Source organism: Bradyrhizobium sp. Ken01 (genome assembly GCF_055807355.1).
The window spans coordinates 18,470-37,599 of sequence record NZ_JBVVPC010000001.1 but is presented as its reverse complement, the minus strand read 5'-3'; the positions used below and the strand labels follow the sequence as shown (position 1 = coordinate 37,599).

The following is a 19,130-nucleotide window of genomic DNA, read 5'->3' as shown; positions in this document are numbered from 1 at the left end:
CCCGCGGCAGTTTGCCTGCGGGACCTCGGCTGGTTAAACAGCTAAGAGAGCCGCCGTCGGCGGGGGCGGACAGCCGGGATTTGCGGGATTACATGATTGGGCGTGCCGCCAGAGCTGGTCGCGTGATGGCGCGGCATCGATCGGGCGTGGCTCCTGTGCTCGCGACATGGACCACGCTGGCGCTCTGTTGCGCCCTGCCCTCCGCCGCATGGTCGGAAGCGCTGCCGGAGGCGCTCGCCAAGGCCTACCAGACCAATCCGCAGCTCAATGCCGAGCGCGCGCGGCAACGCGCCACCGACGAGAACGTGCCGCAGGCACTCTCCGGCTACCGGCCACAGATCGTGGCAAGCCTCAGCGCCGGGCTGCAATCGGTGCGCAACCTGCTGCCCGACAACACCATCCAGACCGCCAATCTGAAGCCGTGGATCATCGGCGTCACCGTGACGCAGACCCTGTTCAACGGCTTCCGCACCGCCAACAACGTGCGCGCCGCCGAACTCCAGGTGCAGTCGGGCCGCGAGGCGCTGCGTAATGTCGGCCAGGGCGTGCTGCTCGACGGGGTCACCGCCTACACCAACGTGCTCGCCAACCAGTCGCTGGTCGAGGCGCAACGCTCCAACGTCGCCTTCCTGCGCGAAACGCTTTCGGTCACCCAGCGGCGCCTCAACGCCGGCGACGTCACGCCGACCGACAGCGCCCAGGCCGAGGCGCGGCTCAACCGCGGGCTTTCCGATCTCAATGCCGCCGAAGTCGCGCTGGCGGTCAGCCAGGCAATCTACGCGCAGGTGATCGGCAATGCGCCGTCGCAGCTTCGCGCTGCCGACGTCGTCGACCGCTATCTGCCGAAGAGCCGCGAAGACGCGCTGACGATGGCGATCCGTCAGCACCCGGCGGTGATGGCGGCAGGCTTCGACGTCGACGTCGCCTCCACCAATATCCGCGTCGCCGAAGGCGCGCTGCTGCCGAGCGCCAGCGTCCAGGGCAGCGCCAGCAAGAGCCGCAACAACGACCCGACGCTCGGCACCTTCGCCGAAGACCAGGCCTCGATCGTCGCCAATGTCACCGTGCCGATCTACGACGGCGGCCAGGCCGCCGCACAGACCCGGCAGGCCAAGGAAATCACGGCGCAGAGCCGGCTCGTGCTCGACCAGGTGCGCAACCAGGCGCGCACGGCGGCGGTCAGCGCCTGGGTTGCCAATGAAGGCGCCAAGATCGCGGTCTCGGCCTCGGAATCCGAAGTAAAAGCGGCGACCGTCGCGCTCCAGGGCGTGCAGCGCGAGGCCGCCGGCGGACAGCGCACGACGGTGGACGTGCTGAACTCGCAGGCCGATCTGATCCAGGCCAAGGCCCGCCTGATCGGCGCCAATCGCGACCGCGTGATCGCCTCCTACACCCTGCTCAGCGCCGTCGGCCATCTCGACGTCAAGACCTTGAGCCTGAACACGCCGGACTATCTGCCCGAGGTGCACTACCATCAGGTCCGCGACGCCTGGCACGGCCTGCGCACGCCGTCCGGGCAGTAGTTTCAATCGTCTGGCTCGGTGCCGATGAAAAGCCGCCGCATCCATCTGATGGGAGCTTCCGGCTCCGGCGTGACGACGATCGGCCGCGCGCTCGCCGGCCGGCTTGCACTGCCGCATCACGACAGCGATGATTATTTCTGGCTGCCGACGGCGCCGCCCTACCAGACCACGCGCCCCGCCGCCGAGCGTCTGCGCCTGATGCGCGAGATGTTTTTGCCGCGGCTCGATTGGGTGCTGAGCGGGACGGTCACCGGTTGGGGCGACGAGCTCGTCCCATTCTTCGATCTCGTCGTCTTTGTGACGACGCCGCGCGAGCTTCGCTTGCAGCGCCTGCGTGACCGCGAGGCTACGCATTTCGGAGCGGATGCCGTCGCACAGGGCGGCTGGCGTCATGAGGAGGCGGAGTCGTTCGTCGATTGGGCCTCGCACTACGAAGCCTGCGATCGCGAGGGCCGCAGTCTCGCAAAAGATGAGGCGTGGCTCGCGAAGCTGCCCTGCCCGGTCGTGCGCGTCGACGGCTCACGCCCGCTTGCGGACCTCGTCGAGCAGCTATGCAGCGAAGCGCAGCGGCTGCCGGGCTGATGTGATACTGTCCCGACGCCACTGCCAAATAACAAAACGGGGAGAGAAACCATGCTCAGCCGACGCAGCGTCCTGCTTGCCTCCCTTGCCGCCGGAGTTGCCATGTCGAACAAAGCCCACGCACGTGCCGCGCAGCCCGCGACGCCAGTCAATTTCGACGTCCCGGCCCATGCCTGCGACTGTCACACCCACATCCATGGCGATGTCGAAAAATTTCCGTTCTTCGCGGGCCGCGTCTACACGCCGGAGCCGGCTTCGCCGGAGGAAATGGCCGCGTTGCACAAGGCGCTGCATATCGAGCGCGTTGTGATCGTGACACCGAGTGTCTACGGCACCGACAACTCCTCGACGCTGTTCGGCATGAAGGCGCGTGGCGCGGCCGCGCGCGGGGTGGCCGTGATCGACGACAAAACGACCGAGGCCCAGCTTGACACGATGCAGGCAGACGGCTTTCGCGGTGTCCGCCTCAATCTCGCGACCGGCGGCGTCAACGACCCCAATGTCGGCCGGCCGCGCTTCACCGCCGCAGTCGAGCGCATGAAGGCGCGCGGCTGGCACGTGCAGCTCTACACCACGTTGCCCATGATCTCGGCGATCAAGGACCTCGTCAAGACGGCGCCGGTACCTGTTGTATTCGACCATTTCGGCGGCCTTGAGGCTTCGCTCGGGCTGGAGCAGCCGGGATTTGCCGACCTGGTCGCGCTGGTGAAATCCGGCAAGGCCTATGTCAAGATTTCCGGCGCTTACCGCTCGTCGAAGCTCGCGCCCGATTATCAGGACATGGTGCCCTATGCCCGCGCGCTGATCGCGGCGAACGCGGACCGCGTCGTCTGGGGGACTGATTGGCCGCATCCGGACTCGAGCCGTGTCGAGGGACGCAAAGCCACCGACATCGCACCGCTTTACCAGATCGACGACGGCCGCCTGCTCAACCAGCTTCCGGTGTGGGCGCCGGATGCGGATGTACGCAAGAAGATCCTGGTCGATAACCCGGCGCAACTCTACGGGTTTTGACGTCAGCGTGCGCGGCGGGAGAAGAAGGAGATCAGCACCGGCAGCGTCACCAGGATCACGATGGGGGCGAGCATCATGCCTGTCACCACGACCACCGCGAGCGGCTTCTGCACCTGCGAGCCGATGCCTTCCGACAGCGCGGCCGGCAACAGACCGATGCCGGCGACGACGCAGGTCATCAGCACCGGCCGAAGCTGCAATTCGCCGGTGCGTATCACCGCGCTCATGCGGTCCATACCCTCTTCGATGAGCTGGTTGAACTGCGACAGGATGATGATGCCGTCCATCACGGCGATGCCGAACAGCGCGATGAAGCCGATGGCCGCCGAGACACTGAAGGCGGTGCCGGTGATCAAGAGACCGAGCACGCCGCCGAAGATCGCCATCGGGATCACGCTCATGGCGAGCAGCGTGTCGGTCATCGAGCCGAAATTGAACCAGAGCAGGACGCCGATCAGCGCGAGCGAGATCGGCACGACGATCGACAATCGCCGGATCGCGTCCTGGAGATTGCCGAATTCGCCGACCCAATCCATGTGCGCGCCGGGCGGCAGCTGCACCTGATCGGCGATCTTCTGCTGCGCCTCGCGGATCGCGCTGCCGAGGTCGCGTTCACGCACCGAGAATTTGATCGGCAGATAGCGTTCCTGCTGCTCGCGATAAATGTAGGCCGCTCCCGAGACGAGGCTGATGGTGGCGACCTCGCTCAGGGGTATCTGCGTGACGGTGCCGTTCGGTCCGGGCGCGCCGATCCGCAAATTCTGGATCGCTTCGGCACTCCTGCGGAATTCCGGCGCGAGACGAACGATGATCGGGAAGTGGCGGTCGCTTCCGGCCTCATAGATGTCGCCGGCAGTGTCGCCGCCGATCGCGACCTTGATGGTGGCGTTGATGTCGCCCGGCGCAAGGCCATAGCGCGCGGCCTTGGCACGGTTGATGTCGATCTGGATGGTCGGCTGCCCGAGTGAGGTGAACACCGCAAGATCGGTGACGCCCTGCACGGTTGCCAGCACCGACTTGATCTTGTTGGCGGTGTCGGTCAGCGCCTGGAGATCGCTGCCGAAGAGCTTGATGGAATTCTCGCCCTTCACGCCGGAGACGGCTTCGGACACATTGTCCTGGAGATATTGCGAGAAGTTGAACTCGACGCCGGGGAAGCGATCGTCGAGCTGCTTGAGCAGCTGCGCGGTCAACTCTTCCTTGTCGCGGGTGCCGGGCCATTGGCTCGCGGGCTTGAGCGGCGCGAAGAACTCGGCGTTGAAGAAGCCGGCGGCGTCGGTGCCGTCATCAGGGCGGCCGTGCTGCGACACCACGGATTCCACTTCAGGCCGCGCGCGGATCACCTTGCGCATCTCGTTGACGTAGGAGTTGCCTTCCTGGAGCGAGATGGTCGGCGGCAGCGTGGCTCGGATCCAGAGATTGCCCTCCTCCAGCTTCGGCAGGAATTCGAGGCCAAGCAACCGGCTGAGCGCAACCGTCATCAGCACGAGGCCGAACGCGCCACCGAGCATGATGCCGCGGTTGGCGACCGCCCAATGCAGTACCGGCATGTAGATCCGATGCAGGATCAGCATCACCCTGGTCTCGGTCTCCCTGACATGCGCCGGCAGGATGATCGCGGACAGCGCCGGGGTGACGGTGAAGGTCGCAAGCAGTCCGCCGGCCAGCGCGTAGGCATAGGTGCGCGCCATCGGCCCGAAGATGTTGCCCTCGACGCCGGAGAGCGTGAACAGAGGGAGGAAGGCCGCGATGATGATCGCCGCGGCGAAGAAAATCGAACGTGAGACATCGGCCGCCGCGCTGAGGATAGCGTGGCTTTTCATGCCGAACAGCGTCTCGGACGACATCTGCTCGGATTCCGACATCGGCGTCGTCTGCGTCAGGCGCCGGAAGATCGCCTCCACCATGATCACGGTGGCATCGACGATCAGGCCGAAATCGATCGCGCCGACCGACAGCAGGTTCGCCGATTCCCCGCGCAGCACCAGGATGATCACCGCGAAGAACAGCGCGAACGGAATGGTGGCGCCGACGATCAGCGCACTGCGGAGATCGCCGAGGAAGATCCACTGCAGCAGCACGATCAAGAGAATGCCGACCACCATGTTGTGCAGCACGGTATGGGTGGTGAGCTCGATCAGGTCGCCGCGGTCGTAGATGCGCTCGATGCGCACGCCGGGCGGCAGGATGCTGGACTCGTTGATGGTTTGAACGAGCTGGTGGACGCGCTTGATGGTTGGCGAGCTCTGCTCGCCACGGCGCATCAGGACGATGCCTTGCACGATGTCGTCGGCCTCGTCGAGGCCGGCGATGCCGAGACGGGGCTTCTGGCCCACGGTCACGGTGGCGACGTCCTTGACCAGCACCGGATTGCCGTTGGTCTGCGAGACCATGGTGTTGGCGAGGTCGTCGATCGAGCGGATCAGGCCGACGCCGCGCACCACGGCCGATTGCTGACCGATATTGACGGTATTGCCGCCGACATTGACGTTGGAATTGCCGACCGCCTGGAGCAATTGCGGCAGCGTCAGGCCGTTGGCGACCAGCTTGTTGAAGTCGACCTGGAGCTCGTAGGTCTTGCTCTTGCCGCCCCACCCGGTGACGTCGATCACGCCGGGCACGGCACGGAAGCGCCGCTGGAGGATCCAGTCCTGGATGGTCTTGAGGTCGAGCACGCTGTAGTTCGGCGGACCGACGAGACGGTAGCGAAAGATTTCGCCAATCGGGCTGAGCGGCGAGATCTGCGGCTGCACGTTGCCGGGCAGCGGCGCGAGCTGCGCCAGGCGGTTCAAGACCTGCTGCAACGCCTCGTCATAGGTGTAGGCGAAGGAGAACTGCAGTTTGACGTCGGAGAGACCGTAGAGCGAGATGGTGCGAATGGTCGTCACGTTCTTCAGACCCGCAACCTGGGTCTCGATCGGAATCGTGATGTAGCGCTCGATCTCCTCCGCCGACAGGCCCGGACTCTGCGTCACGATGTCGACCATCGGCGGGGTCGGATCCGGATAAGCCTCGATGTTGAGCTGGTTGAACGCGATCAGGCCGCCGATGAGCACGGCGACGAACATCCCGACCATCAGGAAGCGCCGGTTGACGGCAAGGGCGACGAGGCGATCCATTCAGGTCTTCAGCTTGTCTTTTTCCCGGCCCGTCGATCAGCTGCCGGACGCCGCGCGGTCGATGAACAGGCTGCCTTTGGTGACAACCTGCTCGCCGGGCTTCAGATTGCTGGTGACCTCGACGAGATTGCCATTGATGAGACCGATCTTGATCTCGCGCAGCTCGACCGACTTGTCCTCGCGTGCGACCCAGAGGCGGACCTTGTCGGCTTCGTAGATCAAGGCCTGCTTCGGTACCGCTGGCGCGGCGCGGTCGCCGAACGAATAGATCGTGACGTTGGCGAACATCTCCGGCTTGAGCAGACCGTCCTTGTTGTCGATGGTGGCGCGGACCAACAAGCGGCGGGTGTTCGGATCGATCGCGGCGGCGACGTAGTTGACCTTGGCAGTCAAGGGGCGGCCCGGCAGCGCCATCACGTTGACGCTGATGTCCTGCCCGATGCACACGGCAGCCGCATCGCTCTCGCGCACGAAGGCGGTGAGCCAGACCGTGGAGAGGTCGCCGACGACGAAGACCGGATCGCTGGCGCCCGAATTGACGTACTGGCCGGGGCCGATCTTACGCTGCACGACCGTGCCCGCGATCGGCGAATAGATCGTGACTTCCGGATTGATGACGCCCTTGTCCTGGAACGCCTTGATGGTCTCGTCGGTGAAGCCGAGGATACGCAGCTTGTTGCGCGCGGCTTCCAGCGCCGTGGTCGAGGAGCGCATGTCGTTCTGCGCCTGAACCTGGGTCGCTTCCGCCTGCTGATAGTCCTTCAGTGGGATGGCATGACCCTCATAGAGGTCCTTGGCGCGCTTGAACTGGATGTCGGCAAGATCGATCGCCGACTTCGCCTTGTTCTGCGAGCTCATCGCCGCAATGAAATCGTTCTGGGCCTGCACGGTGTCGGCGGCCTCGATTGTGAACAGCGGTTGACCTTGCTTCAGCACCTCGCCGGGCTTGGCGAGCAGCTTGGTCACCCGACCCGCATAGGGCGAAAACACCGGCGTCGAACGGTCCTCGTCGACTGCGACCTTGCCCTCGGTGACATACTCGGCGCGGAAGGTCTTGGCCTTGACCGGCTCGATCGTTAGCGTCGCCCATTCCGACGGCGTCGGCGTGAAGTTCTGCGCATTTCTGCGCGACTGGCTGGAGATCTCGGAGTGGCTCTTCTCCTTGGCTCCCGCATGGAGGAAGCCGTAGGCCCCGGCACCGGCAAGAGCTAGTAAAACTACGGATGTAATCATCCGTTGTTTTGTAAGCACCTGCAATCGCTTGGTATTTTCAACTACCATGGGGCCCGGTCATATCTGCGATGATACCGGCGGATGCCCGCCTCATCGGTCGCGCTAATAGTGCCGAATTGTGATTTCAAACAACCTAAAAAACGCCGGCGGCCTTTCGGTTTGCGTTAAAAATTTGCGACACGTCAGCTTCACGTCAGCTTGTCACCGGCCACTCTGCCGGATGGCTGCCGAGCGGCTTCGCCGGACGGCTCCATTGCGCCGGCGTCTTCGACAGCAGTGCCGAATGGCGCACCGCCTTCAACGTGCCGAAGCCAGATGGCATGCTCTCGATGAATGCAGCATGTACGGCCTCGCCCGCAATATCCGGGGTGTTCAGGCCATTTTCGAGCCGTCCGAGATTCCACAGCCAGCGCCCGGTCTGCGCCAGCGACACGCGCACGTGCCAGCTGCCGCCTTCGCGGGCCTGGCGGGCCTTGGCCATCATCGCGCCGAACGCCATCAGATAGCCGGTGGCGTGGTCGAGCATCTGTGCCGGCAATTCTTTCGGTCCATCAATGCCGGCAGCCTGTCCCTCGGCATGGTTGAAGCCGGTCGTGGTCTGCACGAGCGAATCGAAGCCGCGCCGTTCCGCCCAGGGGCCGGCATGGCCATAGGCCGACAGCGTCACGTAGACGATGCCGGGGTTGATTGTCGCCGCGTCCTCCGGCGTAAAGCCGAGAGCAGCAAGCGCGCGCGGGCGATAGCCTTGCGAGAAGATGTCGGCGTCTCTCAAGAGCTCGCGCAACCGCGCACGTCCGGCCTCGCTCTTCAGCTCGATGAAGGTGGTGAGCTTGCCGCGGCCGGTGTCGATGGTCAGCCACGGAATGGCCGGCAGTTCGGGGCCTGACACGAGCAGCACATCCGCGCCGTGCGCGGCGAGCGTGCGGCCGGCGACGGGGCCCGCGATGACGCGCGAAAGATCGAGCACGCGCAGGCCGGAGAGCGGGCGATCGCCTTTTGGCAGTCGTTGCGGCCATGGCTTCGGCGGGGCCTCGCCGATCTTCTCGATCGAGACCAGCGGCAATTCGGCAAGCGCGCGGGCCTGCGGCAGCGCCGACCATTCGTCGTAACTCCGCATTAGCGCAACGACGCCGCCCGCGGCGTAGGCCGCGGTCTCGAAATCCTCGCCCTTCCATTGCATCAATGCGGCCTGCACCTTCTCGCGCTCGGGCTCGCAGCCAAGCACCTTGCAGACGGCGTCGCGATGATGCGGGAAATTGGTGTGGCAGCGGACGAAGCGGTTGTCGCCGGTTCTGTAGACGCCGGCGATGGCGTCCCAGGCGGGCGGCGGTGGCTTGTCGTCAACGCGCAAGTAGCGCTCGGAGCGGCATTCGGCGACGGCATGGCGCAGGTCGACGCTAACGTCCTGCGCCTCGCCGCTGTGCAATCTCCAGATTTCGGCGGCGGCGAGGCTGGCGGCGGCGATCGTTGTCTGGCCGGCAATTGCGACGCGGAACGAAGACGGGATTTGCGGCTCCTCGCCCATCAGCCGCACGCGCGCAAGCGCGGCGGCGTCACCGGCGGCGGACGTCCAGATACCACTGAGAATCTCGGCGGGGCTTTGCATGACCCTTCTCTCCCCTTAGTTTGCGATCATCTCATTAGCACATAAGGACATGCAATGGCCGCCATCGATCCCCTCACCGCAAGCGCCGTGTTCATCGCAACGGCAGCCACCGACGCGGTCTATGTCATGTTCACCTCGGCCGTGATCGCGCGCAAGCGCGTGCCCGCGGCGAACTGGAGCGCGGTCTGGTACATGCTCTCGTCCTATGCGGTAATCAGCTACACCGAGAATGCTTTCTATGTGGCTTTCGCAGCGATCGGCTCCTGGGCCGGCGCCTACGTCTCCCTGACGTACCTGCACCGCCCGCCCGGCGGCCCGCCGGTGGGCGCGGCACCGGAGTGAGGGCCCTCGATGTGAGCGGCGCGATCGACCACATGCTCGGCGTCGTCCTGGCGAAAGCCAGGACCCATTACCCCGGTCGATTGTTGTTGAAATGCGCTTTGGCCACAGCATCGCACAGCAACGGAGGTTTGTGGTAATGGGTCCTGGCTTTCGCCAGGACGACATTGGAGAGGCACTGCGCTTTGTTCGCGACGACAGCGGGCGACCAACAAAAAGGAAAACCAAACAATGGATCTCGGTCTCAAGGGCAAGAACGCCGTCGTGCTTGGCGGCACGCGCGGCATCGGGCGGGCGATTGCGGCGACGCTGGCCGGCGAAGGCAGCAATGTCGCGGTGTGTGCACGCAACGCCGATCAGGTTGCCGCTACCGTTACGGAGTTGAAGGCCAGCGGGATCCGCGCGACCGGCGGCCCCGTCGATGTCACCGACGGCGCGGCACTGAAATCCTGGATCGAGAGCGCGGCAAAGGAGCTTGGCGGCATCGACATGCTGTTCTCCAACGCGGGCGCCATGGCGCAGGGCCATGATGCCGCATCGTGGGAACAGAATTTTCGGCTCGACCTGCTCGGCGCCGTGCACGCGTTCGACGCCGCGCGGCCGTTCCTCGAGGCCAGCGGTGCGAGCAGCGGCGACGCCGCCTTCGTCATCATCTCCTCGATCTCAGCGGCGCAAGCGGACACGGCGAGCTCCTACGGCCCGATCAAGGCGGCGTTGATCCACATGGCCAAGGGGCTTGCGCGGCAGTACGCGAAGAAGAAGATTCGCGTCAACGTGGTCTCGCCCGGCACGGTCTATTTCAAGGGCGGCGTCTGGAATACGATCGAGCAGAACATGCCCGAGCGCTACAATGATGCGATGAAGCGTAACCCCACCGGCCGCATGGCCACGCCACAGGAGATCGCGAGCGCAGCGGTGTTTCTGGCAAGCCCGGTGTCGGGGTTCACCACGGGCTCGAATCTGGTGGTGGACGGCGCGATCTCGAACCGGGTGAATTTCTAGGCGGGCATGCGCGTCCCTGCCTTTCCGTCATCCTGAGGTGCGAAGCTTGCGATGCAAAGCATCGCAAGAAGAGCCTCGAAGGATGAATGGCCGAGCTGGCAGCCGGGCCGTCGCCCTTCGAGGGCCGCTGAAGAAGCGGCCACCTCAGGGTGACGGTGCGAGAGCGGCGCGGCCCACACCCTCAATGAAAGTCCCGCGACGGCGGCAGGATGCGGACGTTGCGGGGATGGCGAAGTTTTTGCGCGGGCGCATCCGGGTGGGCGCGGGGATCGTCGTTGAGCGGCTCGATCGGGGCGGCGCCTGCCGGCACCGGATGCTTGCGGCCGAGGGCGTCGTTGGCGAGGCCGACCAGATCGTGCGAGCGGTCGATCATGCGCTGGGCAATGAGGTGCGTCACCTTTTCTGGGCTGCTCTGGATGTAGCCCTCGACCAGGATGAGGCGTGCGCCCATCACTTCTTTCCGGTACTGCTCCATGATCTTCGGCCACACCACGACATTGGCGATGCCGGTTTCGTCCTCCAGTGTCATGAACACGACGCCGCTGGCGCTGCCCGGTCGCTGCCGTACTAGCACGACGCCGGCACAGCGGACGCGGCGCCGCTCGTTCTCATGATTGATGTCCTTGCAGGCGACGATGCGCTCGCGCGTAAACATCTCGCGCAAAAATTCCATCGGATGCCCCTTCAGCGATAACCGAATGGTCTGGTAGTCCGCGACCACCTGTTCGGCGCGCGGCATCACCGGCAACGGCCTGGCGTGCTCGTCCGGCTGCTCGCGCGCGGCGGCCACCTCGAACAGCGGCAGCGGCACATCGTCGGGCAGGCGCCGCACCTGCCACAGCGCCTCGCGGCGGTCGAGCCCGAGCGAGCGGAACGCGTCGGCATCCGCGAGCAGGATCAGCGCGCGCTTGGGCAGTCCGGTGTCGCGAGCGAAGTCTTCCAGAGAGGTGAAGGGCCGGCGGTTGCGGGCGGCGACGATGCGATCGGCCCAGTCGGGCGCTCTCTCCACATGGTCATTCCGGGACGCGCCTCTTTTGAGCCTTTCCTCATCCTCATCCAGCCAGTGGAAACCCTCGATCTGGCGGAAGCCGAGACGTACCGCGCAATATCCGCCGTTTCCCTGCTCCAGCGTGCTCTGCGCAAAACTGTAGGTCACATCGATCTCGCGCACCTCGACGCCGTTCTTGCGGGCATCACCGACGATCTGGGCCGGCGCGTAGAAGCCCATCGGCTGCGAGTTCAGCAGGCCGCAGCAGAATGCATCAGGGTGATAATGCTTCAGCCATGAGGAAATGTAGACAAGCTGCGCGAAGCTTGCGGCATGGCTCTCCGGAAAACCGTAGGAGCCAAAGCCCTTGATCTGGTCGAAGCAGCTTTTGGCGAAGTTCGGATCGTAGCCGCGCGCGACCATGTTGCCGATCAGCTTCTCCTCGTATTGGCCGATGGTGCCGACATTGCGGAAGGTCGCCATCGAGCGGCGCAGGCCGTTGGCTTCCTCGGAGGTGAATTTTGCCGCCTCGATCGCAATGCGCATCGCCTGCTCCTGGAACAGCGGCACGCCCAACGTTTTGTGCAGCACATTGTAAAGCTCGTCCTTGTCGCCATGCTCCGGTGACGGCGATGGATAGTTCACTTTTTCCAAGCCGTTCCGCCGCCGCAAATAGGGATGCACCATGTCGCCCTGGATCGGCCCCGGCCGCACGATCGCGACCTCGATGACGAGATCGTAGAAGGTCCGTGGCTTCAGCCGTGGCAACATGTTCATCTGGGCGCGGCTCTCGACTTGGAACACGCCGAGCGACTCCCCGTCGCACAGCATGTCGTAGACTTTGGAATCATCCTGCGGGACGCTCGCCAGCATCCAGCGTTCACCCTTGTGCTGCTCGATCAGATCAAAGCACTTGCGGATGCAGGTGAGCATGCCCAGCGCGAGCACGTCGACCTTCATCATGCTGAGCGCGTCGACATCGTCCTTGTCCCATTCGATGAAGGTGCGATCATCCATCGCGGCATTGCCGATCGGCACATAGGTGTCGAGCCGGTCTTGCGTGAGCACATAGCCGCCGACATGCTGGGACAGATGACGCGGGAATTCGATCAGCTCGGTCGCGAGCTCGACCGCGAGGTTGATCATGGAATTTTGCGGATCGAGGCCGGCCTGCCTGACCTGCATGTCGTTGAGGCCCTTGCCCCAGCTTCCCCAGACGGTGTCGGCGAGTGCCGCGGTGACATCCTCGGTCAGGCCCAGCGCCTTGCCGACGTCGCGGATGGCGCTGCGCGGGCGATAATGAATGACGGTGGCGATGATTGCGGCGCGATGGCGGCCGTAACGACGATAGACATATTGCATCACCTCCTCGCGCCGCGAATGCTCGAAATCGACGTCGATGTCGGGCGGCTCCAGCCGCTCCTTGGAGATGAAGCGCTCGAACAGCAGATCGACTTTGGTCGGGTCGACCGAGGTGATGCCGAGCACGTAACAGACCGCCGAATTCGCCGCCGATCCCCGCCCCTGGCATAAAATGTTCTGGCTGCGCGCGTAATGCACGATGTCGTGCACGGTGAGGAAGTAATGCGCGTATTTCAGTTCGGCAATCAGCGCGAGCTCTTTCTTCAGGGTGGCGCGCAGCTTGTCGTCGATCTCGCCGCCAAAATATTTGTCGACACCCGCCCAGGTCAAATCCTCCAGATGCCCTTGCGCGGTCTTGCCCCGTGGTACCGGCTCATCCGGATACTGGTATTTGAGCTGGTCGAGCGAGAAGGTGATCTTGTCCGCAAAACGCATGGTCTCCGCGGCAGCCTCAGGGAAATCGCGGAACAGCCGCGCCATCTCCCTGGGCGCCTTCAGAAACCGTTCTGCATTGCCTTCCAGCTTCCGGCCGACCGCCTCGATCGTGGTCTTTTCCCGGATGCAGGTCAGCACGTCCTGTAGGGGACGGCGCGCGGGGTGGTGATAGAGCACCTCGTTGGTCGCAAGCAGCGGCACTTTTGCTTTTGAGGCGAGATCATCGAGCTGCGCGAGGCGGCGGCGGTCGTCACCGCGATAGACCAGGCTCGCCGCCAGCCACACGCCCTCGGCGCGACTTGCCTTCAGCTTGGCGAGGGTGTCCTGCGCTTGCGCCGTATCGAAGCGATGCGGCAGCGTCAGGATCAGGAGCTGGCCTTCGGAAAACGCAAGGAGATCGGCGAAGGTGAGATGGCATTCGCCCTTCGCGATCCGCGTGATGTCGTCGCCGCGCTTGCCCCGGGTGAGAAGCTGGCACAGCCGGCCATAGGCGGCGCGGTCACGCGGATAGACCAGGATATCCGGCGTGCCGTCGATGAAGACGATGCGGGTGCCGATCAGAAGCTTCGGCTTGTGCAGCACCTTGTCATTGTCGAGCTCCTTGTAGGCGCGTACCACACCGGCGAGCGTGTTGTGATCGGCAATGCCGATCACGGGAATGCCGAGGATGCTGGCCTGATGCACATAGTCGCGCGGATCCGAGCCGCCGCGCAGGAAGGAGAAATTCGTAGTGATGCCGATCTCGGCATAAGCTGGCGTAGTCATGCGAAGAGACCGTGCACATACCAACCGGGAGGAACGGGCTTGCCGTCGCCGTCGAAGCACTCCCCCTCGTAAAGACCATCGCGAAAGATCCAGAAGCGCAGGCCTTCGGCATCCTCGATGCGGAAATAATCCCGCGTCAGTTGCTTGCCGTCCTGCCGCCACCATTCCATGGCGATGCGCTCGGGGCCTTCCACCCGCACCACCGCATGCTGCGCGCGGCGCCAGGTGAATTGATGCGGCGGGCCGTCGGGCACGGTCGCGAACGGCACATTGATCGGCTCAGGCTTGTCGAACAGCCGCAACGGACGCAGCGGCGGCTCACTTTCAGTGCGCGCGGGCCATTCGGCCTGCATCGCCACGGCGAGATGATGTTGTGCCGGCGCCGCCAGCACCGCACACTCAGGGATATGGGTATCCTCAGGCAGATGCACGACGACGCGCTTTCCGCCGATGCGCGCGGCGATGCGGTCGATCAGCGCGGCAAGCTCGTCATTGTCGTGGACATGGGCGTCGAGATCGCGCTGCTCCTGCACCACGATCTCGGTGCGGCTTGCCGACAGCCGTACCATGTCGAAGCCGAAGCCGGGATCGAGCGGATCGGCGAGTGCATCGAGGCGCTCGCGGAACAGCCGGTCGATGACCGCGCTCCGCGTCACCGGCCGCCCGGTCTCGACCATGATCGCGCGCACCGCGCCGTCGGTGCGGAAGAAGGTGGCCTCTAACCGTCGCGCGCCCTTGCCCTGCTTCTCCATCGACGCGATCAACGTGTCGGCGAGACGCGACAGCGTCATCGCGATCATGGTGTCGGTCGCGATCGGCTCGGCAAAGCGTTTCTCCACGATGTAATCGGGCAGCGGCTTTCGTGGATTGATCGGCGCATCGCCCTGCCCCAGCGCATGCGCGAGCAACGTGGAGAACCGCGCACCGAACCGCGCCGTGATTTCGCTCGGCATGCGCGAGGCGACATCGCCGATGGTTTTCAGGCCGGCGCGGCGCAGGCCGGTGCTGATAGTCTCGCCCGCGCCGAGCGCGGACACCGGAAACCGGCTGATTGCCGCCGCCTCCCCGCCATCGGCAACGATGGTCCCTGAAGATTGCCGCGTCAGCGTGCGCGCGCAGACCGAGGTACCGGCGATCGCCGCGCTGACGGCAAAGCCCTGGCGATCGAGGGCACGGACAAGGGTTTGCAACAGCGCAGCCTCGCCGCCAAACAGATGCGCGCAGCCGGTGATGTCGAGAAACAACCCGTGCGGCGGATCGAGCGCTACAAGCGGCGTGAAGCGGTCGCACCAGTCGGCGATGTCGCCGATCGTCTTCGCATCAGCCACGGCATCGGCGTCGAACACCTTTAGATCCGGACACATCGCCCGGGCATTGGCCAGGGGTTGGCCGATATACAGACCGAGGCGCTCGGCGGCCTCGTCCAGCGCATGGATCACCAACGCGTTGCTGTCCTTGATGACGACAATGCTCGGATCATTGGTTCTACCCAGCCCGACGCCGTCGAAGAACCGCTGGATCCGATCGATGGGCAGGCGCGGCAGCCACAGGCTGAGGATACGCCGACGATTCAGAGAACTGGCACTCATCACATTTCCATTCCATGATCCACCGGCCGCACGGGCCATGACGATTGCGCAGGAGCTCGGCATCGAAGCGCGGCGCCCCCCAAGCGCTCCACATCGCGCCCGGCGACGAATGCGCCGCGCGAAGCATCCATCTGGTCTCGGCGGTTGAGGGCAAAGGTTGCGCGGCCATCCGCAGCAGCAAGCCGGTGACACCAGAAGACTGCACAGCCAGCGTCAGCTTGCGGCTCGCCACAAGATCAAACTGCCTGGTCTCGCCCCAGAGCTCGAGCACGACGGCGCCAAGCGCATCGCAGGCGAGCGCATCGGCCGACGTCCGCAGCGCACTCTCCACGTCGGCGGCGCGCACCATCACCATGCGGCGCGGATCGAGACCGATCTCGGCGAGCCCGCTCATCGACAGCGCACCGGTTTCAATGTCCGAAAAATCCTGCCGCACCCACAGCAGCGGTTTGCGTGCCGTCATGCGCCCCGCAAGTCCGGTGACAAAGCCGGTCGCGGCCGCGCCCTGACGTCCTTCGCAAAATACCTCGTGGATTGCCGCGCGTGCGAGCCCGCCCTTCAGCGCGCTGTCGACTTCGCTATGGCCGAGCGCGACACGGTCGCGATGATGCACGACCTCCGCCGTCTCGATGCGCTCGATCTGGCCGCGCAAGGCTGCAAGCGCGCTTGTTCGTGCGCCGCTCATATACGCCGCTCCTCAAGGGTGATTGCCGGTGGCTCTCAAAAAGAGAACCAGCGGCTAGCTCATTTGTTCATGATATGTTCTAATATAAAGCTAACGACACCCCGGGAGTCAATCGAATTGGCGGGCCTTGGGATTCATGAGCTGAATCAAAGGGATTCCGATATGGACGTGCAACGCAAGCTGGAAATCCTGGCGGACGCCGCCAAGTACGACGCGTCCTGCGCCTCCAGCGGCACCGAGAGGCGGGATTCCAGCGACGGCAAGGGCATGGGCTCGACCGCGCCCGGCATGGGCATCTGCCATTCCTACGCGCCGGACGGCCGCTGCATCTCGCTGCTCAAAGTGCTGCTGACCAACGCCTGCAATTACGATTGCCTCTATTGCGTCAACCGCGCCTCCTCCAACGTGCGACGTGCCCGCTTCACCATCGACGAAGTGGTCAAGCTGACGCTCGACTTCTACCGGCGCAATTACATCGAGGGACTGTTTCTCTCCTCTGGCATCATCCGCAACCCCGACTACACCATGGAGCAGGTGGTGAGCGTCGCGCGCAAACTGCGCGAGGAGCATCACTTCCGCGGCTACATCCATCTCAAGACTATCCCCGAGGCCGACGATGCATTGATCTCCGAGGCCGGCAAATATGCCGACCGTCTCTCCATCAACATCGAGATGCCACAGGAGACGAGCCTGCAGCAATTCGCGCCCGAGAAAGACGTGCGCGCGATCCGCCGCACCATGGGCCGGCTGCGGCTGAAGCTGGACGAGGCCGAGGAAAGCCGCAGCGCGAAGACGAAAGCCAAGCCGCAGCGCTTCGCGCCGGCCGGCCAGAGCACGCAGATGATCGTCGGCGCCGACGCGGCCTCCGACCACACCATCCTCCACACCAGCGCCAATCTCTACGGTTCATATCGGCTGAGGCGCGTCTATTATTCCGCGTTCAGTCCGATCCCCGATGCCAGCCGCGCGCTGCCTCTGCGCGCGCCGCCCTTGCTGCGCGAGCACCGACTCTATCAGGCCGATTGGCTGATGCGGTTCTACGGCTTCGACGTCGGCGAGATCGTCGACGACAGCGCGATGCTGCCGCTCGACATCGATCCAAAACTCGCCTGGGCGCTGCGCCACCGCGACCGCTTCCCGCTCGACGTCAACCGCGCCAGCCGCGAAGAATTGTTGCGCGTGCCGGGCTTCGGCACCAAGGCGGTCGAGCGCATCATCGCGACGCGACGCACGACCACGATCCGCATCGCCGATCTCGCGCGGCTGCATGTGCCCCGCAACAAGGCGCTGCCGTTCATCGTCCTCAGCGATCACCGGCCCGCGCCACATCGCCTCGACGAGGCACGGCTGATCGAACGATTCAAGCCGAAGGCAACACAACTGGGATTTGGCTTCTGATGCAGTACATCACCCTCGAGAACGAAACCGATTTCGACGGCTGGCGCAAAGCCGCGCGTAGCCTCGTGCTTCATCAGGTGAAACCGGCCGATGTCACCTGGGCCGTGCAGGGCGGCGAAGCGGAGCTGTTCGCGACGCCCTCGCCGTCTCCTCCGCCGCCGGCGGCTGGCGACGGCACCTTCAACGTGCCTGCAAAATTCGTCGAGCTCGCCAAGGCCGCGATCCTGCATCGCGATCCCGAGCGTTTCGCGATCCTCTATCGCCTGCTGTTTCGGCTGAAGGGCAATCACGACCTCATCGAGGTCGCGACCGATGCCGATGTCGCGCAAGTCACGGCCATGGCAAAGGCGGTCTACCGCGACGAGCACAAGATGCATGCCTTCGTGCGCTTCCGCGAGATCGGCAGGGAACGCGAAGCACATTACGTCGCGTGGTTCGAGCCGGAGCATCATATCGTCGAGCTCGCGGCGCCGTTTTTCGCCAAGCGCTTTGCCGACATGCCCTGGTCGATCCTGACGGCGGATTTGTGCGCACATTGGGATGGCCACGCGCTCTCGTTCACATCAGGCGTCAGCAAGAGCGAGGCGCCGAGCGAAGACCGGCTGGAGGAAACCTGGCGGCGTTACTACGCCAGCATCTTCAATCCGGCCCGCCTGAAGGTGAAGGCGATGCAAACGGAGATGCCGAAGAAATATTGGAGGAACCTGCCCGAGGCTTCGATCATTAAGCCCTTGATCGAGGACGCCGAACGCATGACCGGCGCCATGATCGCCAATGCCGCAACCGATCCACACAAGCCTCAAAAGCGGCCGGAGGCTCCGATGAAACGCAAGCTTGCTCCCGACGATCTCGAAGCGCTCCGCGAGGAGGCCGCCCATTGCCGCGCCTGCCATCTCTACAAGGACGCGACCCAGACCGTGTTCGGCGAGGGCCCGAGGTCCGCCAATATCATGCTGGTCGGCGAACAGCCCGGCGACAAGGAAGACCTCGCCGGCCATCCCTTCGTCGGTCCGGCCGGCCAGATGCTCGACCGGGCGCTGCAGGAGGCCGGCGTCGATCGCAAGAAGGTCTATGTCACCAACGCGGTGAAGCACTTCAAATTCGTGCCGCGCGGCAAAATCCGCCTGCATCAGAAGCCGAACACGCCGGAGATAAAGGCCTGCCGACAGTGGTATGAGCGGGAAGTCTCCGTCATCCAACCCGATCTCATCGTCGCGATGGGCGCGACCGCCGCGCAGAGCGTATTCGGCAAGATCACCCCGATCGGAAAGAACCGCGGCCGGCTGATCGACCTGCCCGACGGTCACAAGGCGCTGGTGACGGTGCACCCGTCCTATCTGCTGCGGTTGCCCGATCCGGAAGCCAAGGTGCTGGAATATCAGCGCTTTGTCGAAGATTTGAAGATCGTCGCCGGGTTGCAGAAGAAAGCCGCGCGCGCCGCGTAAAGAACGGCGGGAAAAAGGGTTTCCACCGCTGCTTGTCATCCAGCC

13 protein-coding genes are annotated in these 19,130 nt (G+C 64.5%); 7 read left to right on the top strand and 6 right to left on the bottom strand.

The features are described from left to right. Positions 1-92 precede the first annotated feature (92 nt). The 3 genes from AC0L3S_RS00140 to AC0L3S_RS00130 are packed head-to-tail and all read left to right on the top strand — an operon-like array spanning position 93 to position 3,119. Complete coding sequence (locus tag AC0L3S_RS00140; protein WP_473277707.1) at positions 93-1,523, top strand: TolC family outer membrane protein; 1,431 nt, start codon at positions 93-95, stop codon at positions 1,521-1,523. A 24-nt stretch (positions 1,524-1,547) separates the two neighbouring features. Then, positions 1,548-2,105: a P-loop NTPase family protein gene (locus tag AC0L3S_RS00135; RefSeq protein WP_473277706.1), complete on the top strand. Its 558-nt coding sequence runs from the start codon at positions 1,548-1,550 to the stop codon at positions 2,103-2,105. A 51-nt stretch (positions 2,106-2,156) separates the two neighbouring features. Continuing rightward, entirely contained in the window at positions 2,157-3,119 is a 963-nt protein-coding gene (locus AC0L3S_RS00130) for an amidohydrolase family protein (RefSeq protein ID WP_473277705.1), read from the top strand. Positions 3,120-3,121: 2 nt separating this feature from the next. Here the strand turns inward: AC0L3S_RS00130 and AC0L3S_RS00125 are convergent, their stop codons facing one another. The 3 genes from AC0L3S_RS00125 to AC0L3S_RS00115 form a co-directional block, all read right to left on the bottom strand. Next, complete coding sequence (locus AC0L3S_RS00125; protein WP_473263084.1) at positions 3,122-6,238, bottom strand: efflux RND transporter permease subunit; 3,117 nt, start codon at positions 6,236-6,238, stop codon at positions 3,122-3,124. Between the two features lie 36 nt (positions 6,239-6,274). Then, on the bottom strand, positions 6,275-7,519 hold the full coding sequence (locus AC0L3S_RS00120) for an efflux RND transporter periplasmic adaptor subunit (protein WP_473263083.1): 1,245 nt from the start codon (positions 7,517-7,519) through the stop codon (positions 6,275-6,277). Positions 7,520-7,664: 145 nt separating this feature from the next. Continuing rightward, a complete protein-coding gene (locus tag AC0L3S_RS00115) occupies positions 7,665-9,077 on the bottom strand; it encodes a CoA transferase (protein WP_473277704.1) in 1,413 nt (470 codons plus the stop codon). A gap of 54 nt (positions 9,078-9,131) precedes the next feature. Here AC0L3S_RS00115 and AC0L3S_RS00110 point away from each other — a divergent pair, with 54 nt between their 5' ends. Beyond that, entirely contained in the window at positions 9,132-9,419 is a 288-nt protein-coding gene (locus AC0L3S_RS00110) for a hypothetical protein (protein ID WP_473277703.1), read from the top strand. Positions 9,420-9,647: 228 nt separating this feature from the next. Beyond that, entirely contained in the window at positions 9,648-10,418 is a 771-nt protein-coding gene (locus AC0L3S_RS00105) for an SDR family NAD(P)-dependent oxidoreductase (protein ID WP_007593601.1), read from the top strand. A gap of 181 nt (positions 10,419-10,599) precedes the next feature. Here AC0L3S_RS00105 and AC0L3S_RS00100 read toward each other — a convergent pair whose 3' ends face one another. Genes AC0L3S_RS00100 through AC0L3S_RS00090 form a run of 3 tightly spaced genes read right to left on the bottom strand, consistent with a single transcriptional unit; the run spans position 10,600 to position 16,242 of the window. Then, positions 10,600-13,968 (bottom strand): error-prone DNA polymerase, encoded by a 3,369-nt coding sequence (locus AC0L3S_RS00100; RefSeq protein WP_473277702.1) that lies wholly within the window; start codon positions 13,966-13,968, stop codon positions 10,600-10,602. Then, positions 13,965-15,557 carry a Y-family DNA polymerase gene (locus tag AC0L3S_RS00095; protein ID WP_473277701.1) on the bottom strand — a complete coding sequence of 531 codons (1,593 nt, stop codon included), beginning with the start codon at positions 15,555-15,557 and terminating at the stop codon, positions 13,965-13,967. The genes AC0L3S_RS00100 and AC0L3S_RS00095 overlap by 4 nt, the downstream gene beginning before the upstream one ends. Beyond that, entirely contained in the window at positions 15,454-16,242 is a 789-nt protein-coding gene (locus AC0L3S_RS00090) for an ImuA family protein (RefSeq protein WP_473277700.1), read from the bottom strand. Before AC0L3S_RS00090 ends, AC0L3S_RS00095 begins: the two co-directional genes overlap by 104 nt. A gap of 162 nt (positions 16,243-16,404) precedes the next feature. On the opposite strand from AC0L3S_RS00090, the gene AC0L3S_RS00085 reads away from it, so the two are divergent. Continuing rightward, complete coding sequence (locus AC0L3S_RS00085) at positions 16,405-17,640, top strand: putative DNA modification/repair radical SAM protein (RefSeq protein WP_473277699.1); 1,236 nt, start codon at positions 16,405-16,407, stop codon at positions 17,638-17,640. Further along, positions 17,640-19,085, top strand: coding sequence for a UdgX family uracil-DNA binding protein (locus tag AC0L3S_RS00080; RefSeq protein WP_473263076.1), 1,446 nt, complete (start codon positions 17,640-17,642; stop codon positions 19,083-19,085). The genes AC0L3S_RS00085 and AC0L3S_RS00080 overlap by 1 nt, the downstream gene beginning before the upstream one ends. The last annotated feature ends 45 nt before the right edge of the window (positions 19,086-19,130 follow it).

Bases quoted from the DNA above. Each gene is read 5' to 3' on its own strand.
- AC0L3S_RS00095 (WP_473277701.1), bottom strand. From the start codon at position 15,557: ATGAGTGCCAGTTCTCTGAATCGTCGGCGTATCCTCAGCCTGTGGCTG.
- AC0L3S_RS00110 (WP_473277703.1), top strand. From the start codon at position 9,132: ATGGCCGCCATCGATCCCCTCACCGCAAGCGCCGTGTTCATCGCAACG.
- AC0L3S_RS00130 (WP_473277705.1), top strand. From the start codon at position 2,157: ATGCTCAGCCGACGCAGCGTCCTGCTTGCCTCCCTTGCCGCCGGAGTT.
- AC0L3S_RS00125 (WP_473263084.1), bottom strand. From the start codon at position 6,238: ATGGATCGCCTCGTCGCCCTTGCCGTCAACCGGCGCTTCCTGATGGTC.
- AC0L3S_RS00105 (WP_007593601.1), top strand. From the start codon at position 9,648: ATGGATCTCGGTCTCAAGGGCAAGAACGCCGTCGTGCTTGGCGGCACG.
- AC0L3S_RS00135 (WP_473277706.1), top strand. From the start codon at position 1,548: ATGAAAAGCCGCCGCATCCATCTGATGGGAGCTTCCGGCTCCGGCGTG.
- AC0L3S_RS00080 (WP_473263076.1), top strand. From the start codon at position 17,640: ATGCAGTACATCACCCTCGAGAACGAAACCGATTTCGACGGCTGGCGC.
- AC0L3S_RS00120 (WP_473263083.1), bottom strand. From the start codon at position 7,519: ATGGTAGTTGAAAATACCAAGCGATTGCAGGTGCTTACAAAACAACGG.
- AC0L3S_RS00140 (WP_473277707.1), top strand. From the start codon at position 93: ATGATTGGGCGTGCCGCCAGAGCTGGTCGCGTGATGGCGCGGCATCGA.
- AC0L3S_RS00085 (WP_473277699.1), top strand. From the start codon at position 16,405: ATGGACGTGCAACGCAAGCTGGAAATCCTGGCGGACGCCGCCAAGTAC.
- AC0L3S_RS00115 (WP_473277704.1), bottom strand. From the start codon at position 9,077: ATGCAAAGCCCCGCCGAGATTCTCAGTGGTATCTGGACGTCCGCCGCC.
- AC0L3S_RS00090 (WP_473277700.1), bottom strand. From the start codon at position 16,242: ATGAGCGGCGCACGAACAAGCGCGCTTGCAGCCTTGCGCGGCCAGATC.
- AC0L3S_RS00100 (WP_473277702.1), bottom strand. From the start codon at position 13,968: ATGACTACGCCAGCTTATGCCGAGATCGGCATCACTACGAATTTCTCC.